Source organism: Arthrobacter ramosus, assembly GCF_039535095.1.
In the GTDB taxonomy this organism is placed as follows: Bacteria; Actinomycetota; Actinomycetes; order Actinomycetales; family Micrococcaceae; genus Arthrobacter; species Arthrobacter ramosus.
Genome location: NZ_BAAAWN010000001.1, coordinates 4,864,407 through 4,881,141, shown reverse-complemented (window position 1 = coordinate 4,881,141; position 16,735 = coordinate 4,864,407). Strand labels below are relative to the sequence as shown.

15 protein-coding genes and 1 pseudogene are annotated in these 16,735 nt (G+C 62.8%); 9 read left to right on the top strand and 7 right to left on the bottom strand.

Going from position 1 to position 16,735, the window contains the following annotated elements; genetic code table 11:
• The first annotated feature begins 34 nt into the window (after window positions 1–34).
• Entirely contained in the window at window positions 35–805 is a 771-nt protein-coding gene (locus tag ABD742_RS22520; protein WP_234752941.1) for an ABC transporter ATP-binding protein, read from the top strand.
• A 49-nt stretch (window positions 806–854) separates the two neighbouring features.
• On the opposite strand, the gene ABD742_RS22515 is transcribed toward ABD742_RS22520, so the two are convergent.
• Window positions 855–1,247 (bottom strand): winged helix-turn-helix transcriptional regulator, encoded by a 393-nt coding sequence (locus ABD742_RS22515; RefSeq protein ID WP_234752942.1) that lies wholly within the window; start codon window positions 1,245–1,247, stop codon window positions 855–857.
• An 82-nt stretch (window positions 1,248–1,329) separates the two neighbouring features.
• On the opposite strand from ABD742_RS22515, the gene ABD742_RS22510 reads away from it, so the two are divergent.
• Window positions 1,330–1,935: an NAD(P)-dependent oxidoreductase gene (locus tag ABD742_RS22510; protein WP_234752943.1), complete on the top strand. Its 606-nt coding sequence runs from the start codon at window positions 1,330–1,332 to the stop codon at window positions 1,933–1,935.
• A 201-nt stretch (window positions 1,936–2,136) separates the two neighbouring features.
• Here the strand turns inward: ABD742_RS22510 and ABD742_RS22505 are convergent, their stop codons facing one another.
• Together ABD742_RS22505 and ABD742_RS22500 are read right to left on the bottom strand one after the other, a co-directional pair.
• Window positions 2,137–3,582 (bottom strand): phytoene desaturase family protein, encoded by a 1,446-nt coding sequence (locus ABD742_RS22505; RefSeq protein WP_234752944.1) that lies wholly within the window; start codon window positions 3,580–3,582, stop codon window positions 2,137–2,139.
• The gene (locus ABD742_RS22500) at window positions 3,575–5,146 is read right to left on the bottom strand and encodes a glycosyltransferase family 87 protein (RefSeq protein WP_234752946.1); all 1,572 of its coding nucleotides are present in this window, start codon (window positions 5,144–5,146) and stop codon (window positions 3,575–3,577) included. Before ABD742_RS22500 ends, ABD742_RS22505 begins: the two co-directional genes overlap by 8 nt.
• A 202-nt stretch (window positions 5,147–5,348) precedes the next feature.
• Here ABD742_RS22500 and ABD742_RS22495 point away from each other — a divergent pair, with 202 nt between their 5' ends.
• Window positions 5,349–5,663, top strand: coding sequence for a glycoside hydrolase family 15 protein (locus tag ABD742_RS22495; RefSeq protein ID WP_308193873.1), 315 nt, complete (start codon window positions 5,349–5,351; stop codon window positions 5,661–5,663).
• Window positions 5,664–5,669: 6 nt separating this feature from the next.
• Here ABD742_RS22495 and ABD742_RS22490 read toward each other — a convergent pair whose 3' ends face one another.
• Window positions 5,670–6,356: a glycoside hydrolase family 25 domain-containing protein gene (locus ABD742_RS22490; protein WP_234752947.1), complete on the bottom strand. Its 687-nt coding sequence runs from the start codon at window positions 6,354–6,356 to the stop codon at window positions 5,670–5,672.
• Between the two features lie 354 nt (window positions 6,357–6,710).
• Here ABD742_RS22490 and ABD742_RS22485 point away from each other — a divergent pair.
• Window positions 6,711–7,004, top strand: a pseudogene (locus tag ABD742_RS22485) (IS1634 family transposase); the annotation flags it as partial.
• A gap of 115 nt (window positions 7,005–7,119) precedes the next feature.
• Here ABD742_RS22485 and ABD742_RS22480 read toward each other — a convergent pair.
• The 3 genes from ABD742_RS22480 to ABD742_RS22470 all read right to left on the bottom strand — a co-directional run bounded on the left by ABD742_RS22480 (window position 7,120) and on the right by ABD742_RS22470 (window position 9,921).
• On the bottom strand, window positions 7,120–7,260 hold the full coding sequence (locus ABD742_RS22480) for a hypothetical protein (protein WP_234752948.1): 141 nt from the start codon (window positions 7,258–7,260) through the stop codon (window positions 7,120–7,122).
• Between the two features lie 579 nt (window positions 7,261–7,839).
• A complete protein-coding gene (locus tag ABD742_RS22475; protein ID WP_234752949.1) occupies window positions 7,840–8,424 on the bottom strand; it encodes a histidine phosphatase family protein in 585 nt (194 codons plus the stop codon).
• Window positions 8,425–9,921, bottom strand: coding sequence for a CCA tRNA nucleotidyltransferase (locus ABD742_RS22470; protein ID WP_234752951.1), 1,497 nt, complete (start codon window positions 9,919–9,921; stop codon window positions 8,425–8,427).
• 216 nt (window positions 9,922–10,137) lie between these two features.
• Between ABD742_RS22470 and ABD742_RS22465 the strand changes: the two genes are divergently transcribed.
• From ABD742_RS22465 to trxA, 5 genes are all read left to right on the top strand, one after another.
• Window positions 10,138–10,638, top strand: a complete 501-nt coding sequence (locus ABD742_RS22465; protein WP_234753036.1) for an NUDIX hydrolase — start codon at window positions 10,138–10,140, stop codon at window positions 10,636–10,638.
• A gap of 60 nt (window positions 10,639–10,698) precedes the next feature.
• Complete coding sequence (gene murJ, locus ABD742_RS22460; protein WP_234752952.1) at window positions 10,699–12,780, top strand: murein biosynthesis integral membrane protein MurJ; 2,082 nt, start codon at window positions 10,699–10,701, stop codon at window positions 12,778–12,780.
• Window positions 12,781–12,923: 143 nt separating this feature from the next.
• Window positions 12,924–14,588 (top strand): ABC transporter substrate-binding protein, encoded by a 1,665-nt coding sequence (locus tag ABD742_RS22455; protein WP_234752954.1) that lies wholly within the window; start codon window positions 12,924–12,926, stop codon window positions 14,586–14,588.
• 276 nt (window positions 14,589–14,864) lie between these two features.
• Window positions 14,865–15,821: a thioredoxin-disulfide reductase gene (gene trxB / locus ABD742_RS22450; protein WP_234752955.1), complete on the top strand. Its 957-nt coding sequence runs from the start codon at window positions 14,865–14,867 to the stop codon at window positions 15,819–15,821.
• Window positions 15,822–15,857: 36 nt separating this feature from the next.
• Window positions 15,858–16,184, top strand: a complete 327-nt coding sequence (gene trxA / locus ABD742_RS22445) for a thioredoxin (protein ID WP_078107075.1) — start codon at window positions 15,858–15,860, stop codon at window positions 16,182–16,184.
• Window positions 16,185–16,735 lie beyond the last annotated feature (551 nt).

The following is a 16,735-nucleotide window of genomic DNA, read 5'->3' as shown; positions in this document are numbered from 1 at the left end:
TCCGAACACCTAATATTCCACGAAAGGCATATCAATGAATCCCGTCCTCAACCTGGTCAACGTCACCCTGGAGTACCCCGACGGAGACTCCACCCTCAAGGCCCTGGACGCCGTGGATCTCCGCGTGGACGCCGGCGAATTCTTTTCCCTCGTAGGCCCGTCCGGCTCAGGGAAGTCCTCGCTTCTGGCCGTGGCAGCAACATTGGTCCGGCCGAGTTCCGGGCTCGTCCTCATCGACGGCATGGATGCCACCGGACTCAAGGACACCGAACTCACTTCCCTGCGCCGGGAAAAAGTCGGCATCATCTTCCAGCAACCCAATCTCCTGCCTTCACTGACCGCCGTCGAGCAGCTGATCCTCGGCGACCACCTCCGGGGGAAGCCCGCTGTTAGGGCACGCAAGCGCGCTACGGAACTGCTCGACGTCGTCGGGCTCGGGACGTCGCTCAACAAGCGACCACACCAGCTCTCCGGAGGACAGCGGCAGCGCGTGAACATCGCGAGGGCGCTCATGGGCCAGCCTCGGGTGCTGCTTGTCGACGAGCCGACGGCAGCCTTGGATCACGAGCGCAGTGAATCGATCGTGCGGCTACTGCGACAGGTCACGGACGAATTCGCGACGGCGACCGTCATGGTCACCCACGATACCGAGTTCCTGCCGCTCACCGACTCCGTCGCAACCATGCGGGACGGGCGCCTCGGTTTGGCCGTACCAGCCAGCCCAACTAGTCCCCACCGCCACCCTCGCCTCGCAAGCTCGGCCAGGGAACCCTGGCGGCGTGGGCCCACGCAGATGTCGTTCTGAGCCCTCAAAACGACACTTACTGCGAGTCAGTTGGCGAAGGCCCGAAGGGTCAGCCCCCTATGACCGCCTCGTCCCGGGCGTCGTCATAGGCATCGCGGGCCTTGAGAATACTGGGCACGTGGTCCTCCGCCCAGAGACGCAGAAGGGTCAATGGCTCCAGCAGGGAAGCGCCAAGCTCGGTCAGTTCATAGTCGACGCGCGGGGGCACCTGCGCGTGGACAGTCCGGGTGATGAGACCGTCGCGCTCCAGGGTGCGAAGAGTCTGGGTGAGCACCTTGGGCGTCACCACGTGGACCATCTTGCGAAGCTCGGAGAAACGGATAGGGCCGTCCGCGAGGACCTGGACCACCAACGAGGCCCATTTGTCGCCGATGCGCTGAAAGATCACTCGAGACGGGCAATCAGGGTCGAGGATGTTTGCCGGCAGATCCTTGGTATCCATAAGGTAACTAAGTTCCTTTGAAGCTATCAGTATCAAATAGATACTGTATTGATATTGCAAGGATAGCAACCCAAGGAGAGTCATGAAAATCGCAGTTTACGGCGCAACAGGCATGGTCGGAAGCCAGATCGTCAACGAATCCCTCACCCGCGGCCACGAAGTCACCGCCATCTCCCGCAAGGGCTCAGAGGTTGCCGGAGCGAAGGCCGTCGCTGCCGATCTCGCTGATGGCCAGAGCTTCGCGGAAATCGCCAAAGAGCACGACGCCGTCATCCTCGCCACCGGCCCGAGCCGCACCGGCGGAGACCACGGAGAATGGCTTGCGGCAATGGACGCCGCCTACAGCAACGCCGAAGGCACACGCCTCATGATCGTCGGCGGTGCAGGCACGCTGGAGATCGACGGCGTCCGCCTCCTCGATTCGCCGGACTTCCCTGAGGCCTACAAGGCCGAGGCAACCACCGCGGCCGCAGCTTTCGCCGCCGTCAAGCAAGCTCCCGAGAGCCTGGACTGGACCGTACTCGCACCCGCGCCTGTCATCCAGCCTGGTGAGCGCACGGGAATCTACTCCACTGCCAAGGATTCTCCAGCCGGCAACACCATCTCCACCCAGGACTACGCCGTCGCCATGCTGGACGAAATCGAAACTCCGGCCCACCGCCGCGCGCGCTTCACCGCAGCCAACTAAGCCAACGCCCGCTCACATCTGACGGCCCAATTCCCAACGCCCGCTCACATCTGAGGGAAAATAACGGATCGCTCGTGCAGATCATCTGCAGGGGCGATCCGTCGGTTGGGCACAGAGGTGAGCGAGCGTCCGGGATTTTGGCGACATAAGTGAGCGGGCGTCGGGCGAAATCGGCACATAGGTGAGCGAGCGTCCGGGGTGTTATGTGCCCAACCCAAGCCCGGGTACCTTCAGCCCAAACATGTCCTTCAAGGCATATTTAGCAGCATGGTACCCGGGCATTCCTGTCACTCCGGGCCCGGGGGGCGTGGACGAGGAGCACAGGTAAACCCCCGGAATCGGGGTCCGCCATGGCACAAGTGAAAGCACGGGACGCTGCACCAATCCCCGAAGGTCCATCAGTCCTGCACTGAAGTCTCCGCCAACATAGTTCGCGTTGTAGTCCGCCAGGCCTGCCGCAGTCGTCGTCTTCCAGCCCACCACCACGTCGCGGAAGCCCGGGGCAAATTCCTCGATCCTGGACATGACCGCCTCGGCCATGTCCACAGTCGATCCTTTGGGCACGTGGCAATAGGACCAGAGAATGTGCCGCCCAGCGGGAGCCCGCCCGGGATCCACAATGGATGGCTGGGCCACCAGGACGTACGGCTTCGCGGGATGCCGGCCCGCAGCTACCAGGTTCTCGGCCTCGCCCATGGCGGCACGCGTGCCACCCACGTGCACTGTCCCGGCGGCGGCTAGCCGTGGAGCTGCCCAGGGCACCGGCCCGGACAGGATGAAATCCACCTTGCATGCTGCATTCCCGAAACGGAATGTTTCCAGCGACCGCCTATAGCGATCGGGAAGCGCCGCAGCCGCCATGCGCAGCAGTCCCGGAGGCGCAACGTCCAGCAGGATCGCCTTAGCCGGACGCAGCTCTTCCAACGAATCGATCTGCACGCCGGTCTCAATCACCCCACCGTGGGCCTCGATGTCCCGGGCCATGGCCTCCGCCATTGCCACAGAGCCACCAACGGGAATGGGCCACCCGCCGGCATGAGCCAACGCACCCAGAAGGAGTCCCGCCCCCGCCGCGGCGAGCGAAGGTAGGGGAGCCACAGCGTGCGCCGCGGCCCCGGTCAGGAGTGCCGGAGCCGCGTCCCCGGAGAATCGCCGGTTCCACCACGGCGAACCCTGCTCCAGGGTCGCCAAGCCAAGTCGTAACGCCGCCACCGGATCGGCCGGGATCCTCAGCAGTTGGTTCTGTGTCACGTCCAGCACCCCGCCCAGCCGCTCCACCAACGGTCCCATCAAGCGGGTAAACGCAGCTCCGTCGGCCCCGAGTTCAGAAGCGGTCCGCTCCAGCGAGCGATACGCAAGGGCTGCCCTGCCGCCGTCGAGCGGCGTTCCGTATTGGACTTCCGGCAAGCGCAGCTCCACGCGCCGCTCGAGTTCAAAATCCCGGAAGAAGCGCGAAGCCAAGGCCATCGGATGGACCGCGGAACAGACGTCGTAGACGTGCCCCGGTTCCAGCAGTTCGGCCGTCCGTGTTCCCCCACCGATAGTCGCGGCGGCTTCATACACCCGCACGGCCAGGCCCGCGCGGGCCATGACTACCGCGGCGGCCAAGCCGTTCGGTCCGGAGCCGACGACGGCGACCTCAGCCATCGCGTTCGGCCTCGCAGTCCGTAGAGGGCACTGAGTCGTGGGAAGGTTTGGGCGTATCGAGCCCGGATGGCGCGTCGAGCCCGGACTGCTCCTCCACGGAGTTCAAGGCAACGCGCCGCCAGGGCAGCACTGATGCCGCCGGACTCTTGAGGTCTATCCGGAACCAATCCTTGGCCCCGTTGAACACACCACCGTGGGGGTCGTCCACACCCTGGACCCGGAGGGGATCCAGGTCGGGTTCCCAAATGTCCCACGCAACCCTCAACATCAAATATGCCGTTGCGGCCATATGTAGCATCACGGCCATGACGTAGTACGGCATATCGATGTTGTTCTGTGCAGCCCCGCCGCTGCTCGTCTGGCCCAGGTACATCCACGTGGCGGTCCAATGCAACGCCTCGGCGGCCTGCCAGAGCAGGAAGTCGCGCCAGCCGGGCCTGGCCAAAGCGAGCAGTGGCACTAGCCAGAGCACATATTGGGGCGAATAGACCTTATTGCTCAGGATGAAGGCCGCCACAATCAGAAACGTCAACTGGGCCAGCCGCGGGCGCCGTGGCGCTGTCAACGCCAATCCAGCAATCAAAGCGCAGGCAACGAGGAACATGTCCATCGCCAGGGCATTGATGGCTTCGGGGCCAAGCTGGACCAGTTGAAGCCGTTCTGCAACGAGGTTGTAGGCGAACCACGGCGAGCTGTATCCAGCGGGGCGATCACGTGTGTAGTCGAAAAAGTAGCGCCAGCCGGCCGGGTTGACGGCTGCGATCGGGACATTGACTGCCAGCCAGGCTACCGTGGCGGACAAGGTGGTCACAAAGAGGACCCGCAGCCGGCCGCTGCGTAGCGCGAGTAGAAAGACTGCGCCCAGTATGAGCAGCGGATAGAGCTTGGTGGCCGTCCCCAAACCGATGAACAGACCGGCCAGGACGGGACGTTCCTTTGCGAAGAAGTACATCCCCACCGCGAGCATCGCCACGGCCCACATGTCCCAATTGATGACTCCGGCCAGCACAATCCCGGGCGCTAGCGCCACCATGGCCGCGTCCCAAGGCCGGCGCCGATTGATGCGCGCGGTGGCCAGAACCACCACGATCCACATGGCCGCAATCAGGGTGGCATTCACATCGAAATAGCCAAGGATCCGTTCGGGGCTGGCACCGTGCCCTGGTACGAGCCACGCAGTGACACCCGCTATGAGACCCGTGATCACGGGATATTCGAAGAGGGCTTTCTGGTCGAAGAGCGGAAACACTCCATCCGCAAGGCCGCGGCTGCTGAAAAGTTCGGGGAAATCCGAGTAGCAGGTGGCGTAGAACTGCTGGGGAGTGTGCCAGCCGTTGACGCGGCAATAGCCCTTGATCATGATCGACAGGAGTGCCGCAACGATCGTGAGGATGATCAGGACCCGGTCAACGGTGAAGAATCCCGGGGAGATCGTCCCGGGGGAGGACCGCTGGCCGAGGGGTCCTCCGATCAACTCGGTGACGTTCCTGAGCAAGGAATCACTACGGCTGGGGACCACAAAGCGAGCACGCTTTTCCCGGCTGTGCGGCTTCGTCTCCTGCATGAATCGAGCTTACCTTCAGGCGCGGCAGACAGCCCCGCGCCTAACTCCCGCATTAAAAGGCGGAAGCCCACGCATAGCCGCGTGGGCCCTGACTTGGCTCACGGGTCGCGGCATCGCGGTCGGCCGGGGCTCTGACCTGCGGTGATGTGTTCGGATTGGTGCTTTTTCACGCACTAATGGGATTTGTTCTAGTGTCACCGGTGTGGCATTCATCAGAAGGGTGCGGACGGCTTCGGGAGCGACAGGCGTGCAGATCGCCGAGTACGTGCACGGGCGTCAGCGGATCGTGGAGGCAGTGATCGGCGTGGGCCAGCGGCGCGAACCCAAGGAACTTTTCGAGCGGCTGCTGGCGCTGCGCAACGACGTCGGCCTGCTGAGCGAGGAGTGGGAGGTGGAAACCGGCCGGCAACTGGGCAAAACACCGCAGGCGTTCAACCACTTTGCCCGGGTCATGAGCCCGCTGGACCTGCACGAGGGCAGCGTGCACCGCAGCGACGTACCGGTGTGGGGACGCTGAGAGCGACTAGCGCAAGAAGTCCGGGCTGAAGGAGTTGAGGTCGACGTAGATTCCGCCGATGTCCTGGCCGAGTTTTTGCTGGACACCGACACGCATGTTCCCCGGCACGTTCCAGCCGCCGTAGGAAACCGGCGCGGGCGAAAGAAGGTCCGGAGTCCAATGCGCGTAGTCGAAGTCATGGAAATCCCCGTCCCACAGCGGAAGATCCGAGAACTCGCTGCTGTCGCCCATTATCAAGGGCCAGTGGGTATGAATGCCGTAAACAATGGGCCGCACGCCCATGGCCCGGACACCGTCAACCATGTTCCCGGTAATGGGCGGTTCGCCTAGCTCGACGTCCAGTGCAAAGAACTCCAGCTGCCCACGGTACGGACCGGTGGCCTCAATGCCGCCCTCCCAGCATTCCGCGTTGCGGGTGTAGACGGCAATCCTGAGTCCGGCGTCCAGCGCCATCTTGAGCTGCGTTTGTGTCCGGTCCCATGGAGTGCAGGTCCCCCACGCGGTTGAATGCATCACGTACAGCCGGAAGCCCGCGTTGTAGGCACTGACGAACCAGCCCGGGTCGGTGATGGTGGCAGTGGTGTCCAGGACTTTCACCGACGGTTCGGCCGAATGCGCCGCAGGGGCAGCGAGGGCGCCGGCCACGGCCAGGAGCGAGGTCAGCACCACCGTCAGTATCTTCCTGTATTTCATCGGGTCTCCCGGGTGGTCCTCTCGCACAGTGTAGGACTCCCAGGGCTGAAGAGGAATAGCCCGCCGTTTGGCGGGATTCGAGGCCCGCGCCGCCCCCCGCACAGTCACATTAGGTTCAACTGGAAGCCGCCGGGCGCGGCGTGCTTCCATGGTTACGGAACCAAATTGCCGTCGCTTTGCTCAACAGGCGTTTGACGGGCGGACAACATGGAGGGCGCGTCACGACCAGTTGGAATTACCCAACCGGCGTCTGTCATTGGCGTGGTGCTCATGCTCTGGTTCTTCGCGGTCGCTCTTCAGTTGACCACATGGGGTCAACTGAAACTCGACACCGAATCAATTTCCGCGGGCACTCACGTGGAACAGTCTTTGCGGATGAGCAAGACAGCCCTGCGCGCCAGGCCCATGTTCCACCGCACCCGCGACGCGATCGAAGCACACCTGACCATCGTGTTCAGCGCCCTCGCCGTCTCCCGGACTGTCCAGAACAGGACAGGGCTCGCGGTGGCCAACGTCATCAAACAGCTCCGGCCCCTGCGCTCAGCGACCATCGCGATCAACGGCACCACACAGACGTTCGCCCCCGACATCCCCGCCGAACAGCAAACCATCCTCGAGGCCATCAACCACCGAAAATTCACTCACTAAGCAAATGAGCCAAGTCAGGTTAAAAGGCGGAAGCCCACGCATGGCCGCGTGGGCTTCCGAGGCGAACGGTCCGATGTGTGCCATCAGTCCCTCCCGAATTGCGTGGTGGGGACACTTAGCGGATGATGCCCATTTGGTGCAGGACGACGTATACGTCTTCCCGGCGTTGGTCCAGCAGTTGTCCGTTGAAGAGGGTCTTGTCTTTGACGACGGGCTTGCTGTTGAAGACCATCAGGTCCTTGAGGCGCTTGGCCAAGGTTTCACCTCCTTTCGCATTGAGAGAATTGCCGGAATTCGGACATGACAATTAATCCCCCTGAATTCGAAGAAAACAGCGGCGGAATTAGGCGTGTGAATTCCGGGCATTGATGGGCGGATTAAGCGGATTTCTCGAACACCGCGTGAGTACCGGAGCATGGAGTTCCGGTACGTGGTATCCAGGGGCAGACGTCCCCAACAAGAAGCTGGTTCCGAACTATGAGGAAACTGCGCACCACGTCAATCGCGTGATACCGCTCAATGGCAGGCCCAACTCGGAGCCTGATTGCACCGTGAACCGCCCCAAATAATCAGGGGAGGAAGTACATCAGGGGGAGTTAGGCCGCAAAACGGCGTCGAGCAGCGAAGGCCGGGGTGCCAGCAACGGTCATCTTCCATCCGCTAGTCAAAGTAATCATTTTCCCAACCTCCTTTTCTGCTTTGGCACTACCGCAGCTGACTGACTGGGTAGTGCACGCCTCAATCCCGGCAGATCGCTCTGGGATCAAAAATAAAGTTACACCATGAATCGCGCTATTGGCCAGCCAATTACAAAGAATTTAGAAAATAATTCTTCCTACAGTCCCCATCGAAGAATGGCAGGCGTCCGCTTGTCCCATCCCAAGGTACAAACTTTGGCTGTTCCCAGGACAAAGTGACGTCCTTCCCTGGCATCCAATTCAAGCCAGCGGGCCGTGAGGATGCGGGAGAAATGGCCGTGGGCCACAATCAGGACGTTGTCCATTCCAGACTCGAGGACGCGGGCAATGATCTTGTCGGCACGGGCTGCCACAGAGTCGAGCGTCTCGCCGTTGGGAACGCCGTCGGTCCAGATGAGATAGTCCGGGTTGTCCTTGCGGATGAGGTCCGAGCTGATGCCTTCGTAGTCGCCGTAGTTCCACTCCACAGCGAGCGGTTCATGAACGGCGTCGGGGAAACCCGCCAACTCCGCGGTACGCCGGGCTCGGCGCAGCGGCGACGTCAGGACCAGGTCGAAGTCGATGCCTTCCAAGATCTTGCGAGCTTCCACGGCCTGCTGCTCGCCTTCCACCGTCAAGGGAAGGTCCGTCAAACCGGTGTACTGGCCACTCTTGGACCATTCCGTCTCCCCGTGACGCATGATCCAGAGCTGTGGCCGGGAGGGCCTGGCTGCAGGGTTCACTTAGGACTCCTCTGGTTCGGCGGTGCCTGCGTTGGCATCGACGGCTGGTTCCGATGAAAGTTCGACGACGGACTCGGGTTGCACAGTCCACCACGCCAGGAGCTTGGACTCGGCCTCCTCCTGGGACAGCGGGCCGTTTTCCATGCGCTCCTCCAGGAGGAACTTGTAGGCGCGGCCAACCACGGGTCCGGGCTTGAGTCCCAGCAAAGCCATGATCTGCGCTCCGTCCATGTCCGGCCGGATGGCATTGAGCGATTCCTGCTCGGCCAGGACCTCAATCCGTTGCTCAAGGTCATCGTAGGCAAAGGAGAGCCGCTCCGCCTTGCGCTGGTTACGTGTAGTGACGTCGGACCGGGTCAGTCGGTGCAGGCGCTCCAACAAGGGGCCAGCGTCTGCCACGTAGCGGCGGACCGCGGAATCCGTCCAACCCGCGTCTCCGTAGCCGTAAAAACGCATGTGAAGCTCTACAAGCCGCGCCACGGCTTTGATGGTGTCGTTGTCGAAGCGCAGGGCCTTCATGCGTTTTGCGGTCAGCTTGGAGCCCACCATGTCGTGGTGGCGGAAGCTCACCGCGCCGCCCGGTTCGAATCGGCGCGTCGCCGGCTTCCCGACGTCGTGCATTAGCGCGGCGAAGCGCAACACAAAGTCCGGACCCGGCACCGGGCCGTCCGGGCCCGTCTCGAGCGACGCGGCCTGCTCCAGGACCTGCAGGGAATGCTGGTAGACATCCTTGTGCCGGTGGTGCTCATCGGCTTCAAGGCGCAGCGCAGAAACCTCGGGCAGGACGAATTCGGCCAGTCCGGTATCCACGAGGAGGTCGATGCCCGCGCGCGGATGCGCACCAGTAATGAGCTTGACAAGCTCCTCGCGCACGCGCTCGGCGGAAATGATCTTGATCCGCTCGGCCATCCCGGACATGGCGAGGCGCACGTCGTCGTGCACTGCAACACCAAGTTGCGCCGCGAACCGGGCAGCGCGCATCATGCGAAGGGGATCGTCGGAGAACGACGATTCGGGTGCTCCCGGGGTGGCGAGGACCGAGGCGTGAAGATCGCGGACCCCGCCGAACGGATCCACGAGCTCCAGGGACGGCAGCCGGAGCGCCATGGCGTTGATGGTGAAGTCGCGGCGGAGGAGGTCGTCCAGCAGCGAGGAGCCGAAGGCCACCGCGGGCTTGCGGGAATCGGCGTCGTAGGCTTCGGCGCGGTACGTCGTGATCTCAATCTGGAAGCCGGATTTCTTCATCCCGATCGTTCCAAAGGCACGGCCGATCTCCCAGAAATTGTCAGCCCACCTCTTGATGATGGAAAGGGTCTGGTCCGGAGTGGCGTCGGTGGTGAAATCCAGGTCCGGCGAGACACGGCCCAGGAAGAGGTCCCGCACCGGCCCGCCAACCAGCGACAGTTCGAATCCGGCGTCCACAAACCGCTGTCCGAGGTCCAGGACCACTGGATCCATCTGGAAATTAACTGAAGAACTGTCCAATACTTGCGCCATAGTTCCTTAAGCTTGTCAGATTTCGCAGCGCCATCCCACCGGATCCTTGTCATTGCGCTGCGATTGCGTAGCGACGGCCCCGGGATCACCGCCGAACGCCATCCGCACGTCACCCTGAGTCCATGTCCCGGTCATCACCAACGGGCAAGAGTCGTTAGAGTGGACTTCATGGCCAACCCGATCCCGAGTGCTCCTGGCAGGAGGACGAACGCACCATTGCCGTCGGCAATTGGTGCCCACGTCGCGCCCGCTCCGCACTCGGCACAGGCTGCCCTTCCGACGGTGGAAGAAGTCTCCGCCGGCGGCGTCGTAGTAGACACGTCCGACGGCGAACTGAGGGTTGCGATCATCGCCCGCCTTAATAGGGGTGGCCGGCTCGAGTGGTGCCTGCCGAAGGGGCATCCGGAGGGCAAGGAAAACAACGAGGAAGCAGCCGTCCGCGAGATTGCTGAAGAGACCGGAATCGAAGGCAACGTCCTCGCTCCTCTCGGCAGCATCGACTACTGGTTCACCGTGAGCGGGCACCGAGTCCACAAAACCGTGCACCATTTCCTGCTGCGCGCCACGGGCGGAGAGCTGACCATCGAGAACGATCCCGACCAAGAGGCAATCGACGCCGCTTGGGTTCCACTTCAGGAATTGGCCCGCAAGTTGTCCTTTCCCAATGAGCGGCGCATCGCCGATCTTGCCCGGGAAGTCCTGCCCGAACACCTCTAACGCGGCCCTTTATACAGTCTTGACGCAACAGGCAGCCCGGCTCATGGGACGATAATGACAATGTCTGCCGCCAAAACAACCCAGTCAGTCCAGTCCGGAGAAACCCGTTCCAGCGCCGTCATGGCCGCCGGGACGCTCGTTTCACGGTTCCTCGGCTTTGCCAAAACCTGGATGCTTGGCGCCGCACTGGGCCTGGGATCGACGGTCAACGACACCTTCATCAATGCCAACAACCTGCCCAACCTGATCTTCCTCCTGGTGGCGGGCGGTGTGTTCAACGCCGTACTTGTCCCGCAAATCATCAAGGCCAGCAAGGGCCCGGACCGCGGTGCGGACTACATCAGCCGGCTCCTGACCCTGGCCGTGCTGGTTCTCTTGACGCTGACGGCGCTGGTTACGCTGGCCGCGCCAATGGTCATCGACCTCACTACCCAGGGCTATTCACCCCAGCAGAAATCGCTGGCCGTAACGTTCGCGTTCTATTGCCTACCGCAGATCTTCTTCTACGGTTTGTACGCTCTGCTGACCCAGATCCTCAACGCCAACGGCGCCTTCGGCCCCGCCATGTGGGCGCCGATCCTGAACAATGTGGTGGCCATCGCTGGACTGGGCATGTTCATCTGGATCCTCGGTGCCAACAACACCAACCCCCACACCTTGGACAATTGGGGACCCTTCCAGACCTTCCTGATCGCCGGATTCTCCACAGTCGGCGTGCTCGCGCAGACCGCCATACTCCTCGTCCCGGTGATCCGCTTGCGGCTCGGGCTCCGGCCGCGCTTCGGCTGGCGGGGCGTGGGACTGGGCCAGGCAGCAAAACTGAGCGTCTGGACGCTCCTGACCGCCGCCGTCGGGCAGCTCGCTTTCCTTTACGTCATGAGGATCGCCACGATTCCCGGCTCCGAGCGGCTCCGCCTGGAGCACGCACAGGACCCGGCGGCCGCCACTCTCCCCGGTAACGCGGTCCTGGAAGTCGCCAGCCAGCTCTACCTGCTGCCACACTCAATCATTGCCTTGTCCCTCGCCACGGTGCTTTTCAACCGCATGGCCCATGCCTCCCAGGCCGGCAACAAAGCCGAACTGCGCGAAGCCCTTTCGCACGGACTACGGACCATGGCCGTCGCCACCGTCTTCGGGGCCCTGGCCCTCTTTGCCCTCGCCGGACCGCTGGGCATGTTCTTCTCCGGCGGGAAACCCCAGGACGGCGTCATGCTCGCCCAGACGCTGACGATCCTCGCGCTGAGCACGCCGTTCATGAGCGCCAACTTCATGATGTCCCGCGTCTTCTACGCCAACGAAGACGCCCGGACCCCTTTCTACATCCAGCTCATGTTGGCCCTGCTCAACGTTGTGGGCGCGTTCATCATCCAGTTCCTGCCGGTGGGCCGGATCATCTTCGCGATCGCCGTCCTGTACACACTCGGCAACATCCTGTCCGTGGTCATCAGCGTCTGGTTCCTGCGACGCCTCCTCGGCCATGTGGACGGCCCCCGGATCGCAAACTCGTACATCCGCATGGGCTACGCCGCCTTGGGCTCGGCGATCGCCGGCGCCTTGGCTCTTTGGCTCCTGGGCAGCTATCACGCTGACGGCTTCGCCTGGAGCAGCAGGCCCGCCGCCTTGGTGACGGTGGTCGTCGTCGGGCCCGTCATGCTTCTTGCGTATCTGTTCCTGCTGCGCGTCTTCCACGTCAGCGAGCTGCGCGATTTGCTCCGGCCGGTGCTCGGCCGGCTCGGCCGGGGCGTTCCGGTTGCCAAAACACCGTCCGCGAGCGGAAAGCAGACCCCGACGGCGGTCCGTGCCACAGTGTCCGACGACACCGGGCTCATTCCGCGCATCTCGGGCGAGTTCGACGCCGCATCCTTCCGCGCCGGCCCCGCCTTGCAAACCATCCCGTCCAAGGACGGGTGGGATGGCAGCCACGATCCCGGCCACCTCGCCGATGGGGGCATTGCGGAAGGGAAGGATAGAGTGGACGCTTGGTCCGACATCGAGAAGTCATATCTGCCGGATGAAGACATCCCGAGCACTGCGCAAGGAGCCGCCGGCCGCCCGGGCATCCCGTTGCCGGGCCGCCGCACCTATCAGGGGACGCTGGGAAACAACCCGTATTTCCGCGGTGGACCCCGCCGCAAACGGTGACGCATCCTCGCAAACCCGGAGTCGGAACGGCCCAATCAGCTAGGATCAGAAACTAATACAGGTAGTTGCAGACCACGGGTCACCCGGCTGGCCGGATCCCGTATTCAGGACCCGCAGCTTCCGGACAGTCATAGGAGGAACCCGTGTCCCACCCGATCGATGTCGGATCAGTGCTTGGCGGCCGCTACAAAGTCACAGCCACCGTGTTGACTTCGCACGACCAAGATCTGGTGCTCGACGGCGTGGACCAGGTCCTCAACAGACCTGTCAGCATCCTCGTGGCCGGCCCCGGAAACGCCGATCAGGTTGCCAAGAGCGCCCGCGAGGTAGCCACCGGCGAACGGCCCGGGCATGTCCAGATCCTCGATCTCGGCGTCAGCGACAGCACCACGTACCTCATCACCAACCACAGCAGCGCTCCTGACCTGCTGGACCTCGTTGTGGCGACCAACCCGCCCTACGTCGAACCGTTCTTCACGGACACGCTCGGCAGCGAGATCTTCGGCCAGGCCCGGTCCCACGAGCCCGAGACCTACGACGGACTGTACGACGACGAAGAGCACGACGCCGAGTACATCAGCTACGACGAGGTCGAGCCCAGTCCCGCCGGCGAATCACTGCCAGGTGCCGCGGCACCGGCGGACCCGCGCCGCCCGGTGGTTCCTCCCATGCCCGCCAGCCGGCCGGCGTCGGCTCCTGGGGGCATCGGTTCCCGCATCGCTGCTGCGGCGGCGGGAGCAGGGGCGGCTGCCGCCGCGGCCGCGGCCACCGTAAAGGGTGCCGGCAAGGCAAATAGCGACGACGGCGAAGCCGCACCTTCCGGGAGGCCCGGATCCGCTTCGGCCGCCGAGTCCAACCGGACCGCTGAGTCGAGCCGGACCGCTCCGCAGCAAATCCAAGCGGCGCCCGCCACGCAGGCTGTTCCGGCGTCCACCCCTCCGGCGCCTACCTCCGCGAACCCCGCCCAGGAATCCAAAGTCTCTCTCTGGTCTGAAGACGATTACGGCTTCGTTAACGACGACGCCGGCTCCCGCGGTGCGGCCGCTTCCCGCGGTGCGGCCGCCGCTACCGGCGGATACAGCCGCGGGGCATCGAGCTTCCCGTCGACTGCGCGTGAGCAGGCAGAGCCCCTTGACGAAGACGAATACTACGACGAGGAGCCGGTCCGCGAGCCCCGTTCCTTCCGTTGGCTCGTGGGTGGGGTCCTCGCCGCTGTCTTGATCGTGGGTTTGATTCTGGCTGTCACCAACCTCGGCAACCTCATCCCCGGCGGGACTCCGGCAGCCAAGCAGTCCTCCACAGCGTCCCAATCTGTAACTGGACAGCCGAGTAGCAGTACGTCAGCACCTGCGGTCGCAGCGCCGCCGGTCATTGACGGAGTCACTCGCATGGGCGATTTCGAATTCGCCGCGAGCTACGACAAGGACCTGGTCAAGGCCTACGACGGCAATGCCGCAAGTTACTGGTCGGACATGGAGTTCGCCACAGCGGATTGGGGTGGACTCGCTCCTGATGGAGTTTCGCTGCTCGTCAAGCTCAAGGCACCCTCGCAAGTGACATCCGTCACTTTGAGTCAATTGGGTGCTTCCGGTGGAAACATCAGCGTTTACACCAATGATCGTCCGGCCATGGACGGCGCAAAATTGGTCGGCACCAACAGCTTCACCTCACCGGAGCTCACCATGCCGCTCAGTGCCCCTGTAACGGCACAGTACGTAATCATCTCCATCAAGTCCCTGCCCAAGCTGACCGCGCCCAAGACACGCTATGGGTTCGGCCTACGCCTTGCGGAGATCAAGGTCCAGTAGTCGACGGCGGGAGGCCCTTCGGGCGCAGGTGACCGTTTCGGGCGCTTGCGTTTGTTGGGGGAGTTTGCGTCCACGGGTGATTGCGTCCAGGGGACCGTCAACTCCGGTAACGGAGCCCTCGTCCTTCCATGCCCTGCGCTACCGGAAGGTACCCTGAATGGTGGCGGATATTAGGGTCCCCGGGAACATCGGAATATTCCGCGCCGACAGAGGGTTGTGCCATGTGGCCGGCCGCAAGGATCCGGTGCATCGACTAAGGAAGAGGTTCACCCACCAGTGAGCAACGCAGAAAACACCGCGTCCAACGTACGTGATGTCATCATCGTAGGCTCAGGGCCTGCCGGTTATACGGCGGCTGTCTACACGGCACGCGCCAACATGAACCCGCTGCTCATCGCCGGTTCCGTGACTGCCGGTGGCGAACTGATGAACACAACAGACGTCGAGAACTACCCCGGTTTCCCCGAGGGCGTCATGGGACCTGATCTCATGGAGAACTTCGAAAAGCAGGCGGCACGCTTCGGCACTGAAATTCAGTTCGAGGATGTCACCGAACTGGACCTCGACGGCGACATCAAGTCCGTGACTATCGGAAATGGGGAGACCTTCAAGGCACGCGCCATCATTCTGTCCACGGGTTCCGCATACCGTGAGCTCGGCCTCGAGAACGAAAAGCGTCTCTCCGGCCACGGCGTGAGCTGGTGTGCAACCTGTGACGGTTTCTTCTTCAAGGACCAGGACATCGCAGTGATCGGCGGCGGCGACTCTGCCATGGAGGAAGCACTCTTCCTCACCAAGTTCGCCAAGTCCGTCACCGTGGTACACCGCCGCGATACCCTCAAGGCTTCGAAAATCATGGGTGACCGTGCCCAGGCCCACGAGAAGATCAACTTCGTGTGGAACACCGCCGTCGAAGACGTCATCGGTGGGGACAAGGTGACTGGCCTGAAGCTGAAGAGCCTCGTCGACGGCACCGAGTCCGAACTTGCCGTCACCGGCGTTTTCGTGGCCATCGGCAACGATCCCCGCACGGAACTCGTAAAGGGAAAGCTGGAGCTCGCCCCTGAAGGCACCATCGCCGTCGACGGCCGGAGCTCCAAGACCAGCATCAAGGGCGTCTTCGCCGCCGGCGACGTCGTGGACCCCACCTACCGCCAGGCCATCACGGCCGCCGGTTCCGGTTGTGTCGCGGCCTTGGACGTCGAGCACTATCTTGCAGACCTGCACGCCTAATCGGCACAGCAGCCATCCATTCGAAGGGAAAGAATTATGAGCAACGCTAAAAACGTTACCGACGCCAGTTTCAGCACCGACGTCCTGGCCGCTGAAAAGCCGGTCATTGTGGACTTCTGGGCGGAGTGGTGCGGCCCGTGCCGCAAGTTGGGTCCCATCCTCGACGAGATCTCAGTTGAATACGGAGACAAGGTCGACGTCGTCAAGCTGAATGTCGACGACAACCCGGCCATCGCCGCTGAGTACGGCATCACGTCTATTCCGGCGGTCTACCTCTTCAGTGGGGGAGAAGTGAAGAGCACAGTTATCGGTGCCAAGCCGAAGCAGTTCTTCGAAAAGGAATTTGAATCCGTCCTGTCCTAGGACGTCCGCCGCCCCTTTAGCGGTCGCTTCTGATTCAGCCGGTGGTTTTCGCTATTGAGCGAGGACCACCGGCTTTTTCGTGCCTTCGGGTACACGGTCCTGGGGTTCGTGGTCTCGCCGCTAGTGGTGCTAGTGGTGATTGACGGGGGTATTGGCAGGCAGATGGGAAGGCTGCTCTGCTGGTTGTGGCCTGATGGTGCCGCTTGTGAACCCTTTTCAATTTCAAAATTGATTGCCTTTCCGGGGAACGGCCTGGACTGACGTGAGATCTATTGCGCGACCCGACCCGGGCTGGGATGAGGGCGACTGCAGGCGGGCCTGACTTGGACCAGGGACTAGGGGACACCTGCGCCCTGTCGATTCTTTTGAGCCGTGGTTGATGCCGGGGAGTCCATTCGATTGCAGCGTTTCCCTGTCTGATGTCAACGACGAAGTAGTCGATTCGGCTGTTTCACGTGAAACAGTTTTGGCGGTTCGTGGAATGCCGCGGAGATCCAGTTTCGAAATCGGTTCCAAGTGGATCCCCGCCTGCGCCGAGCGTATGCACCGTT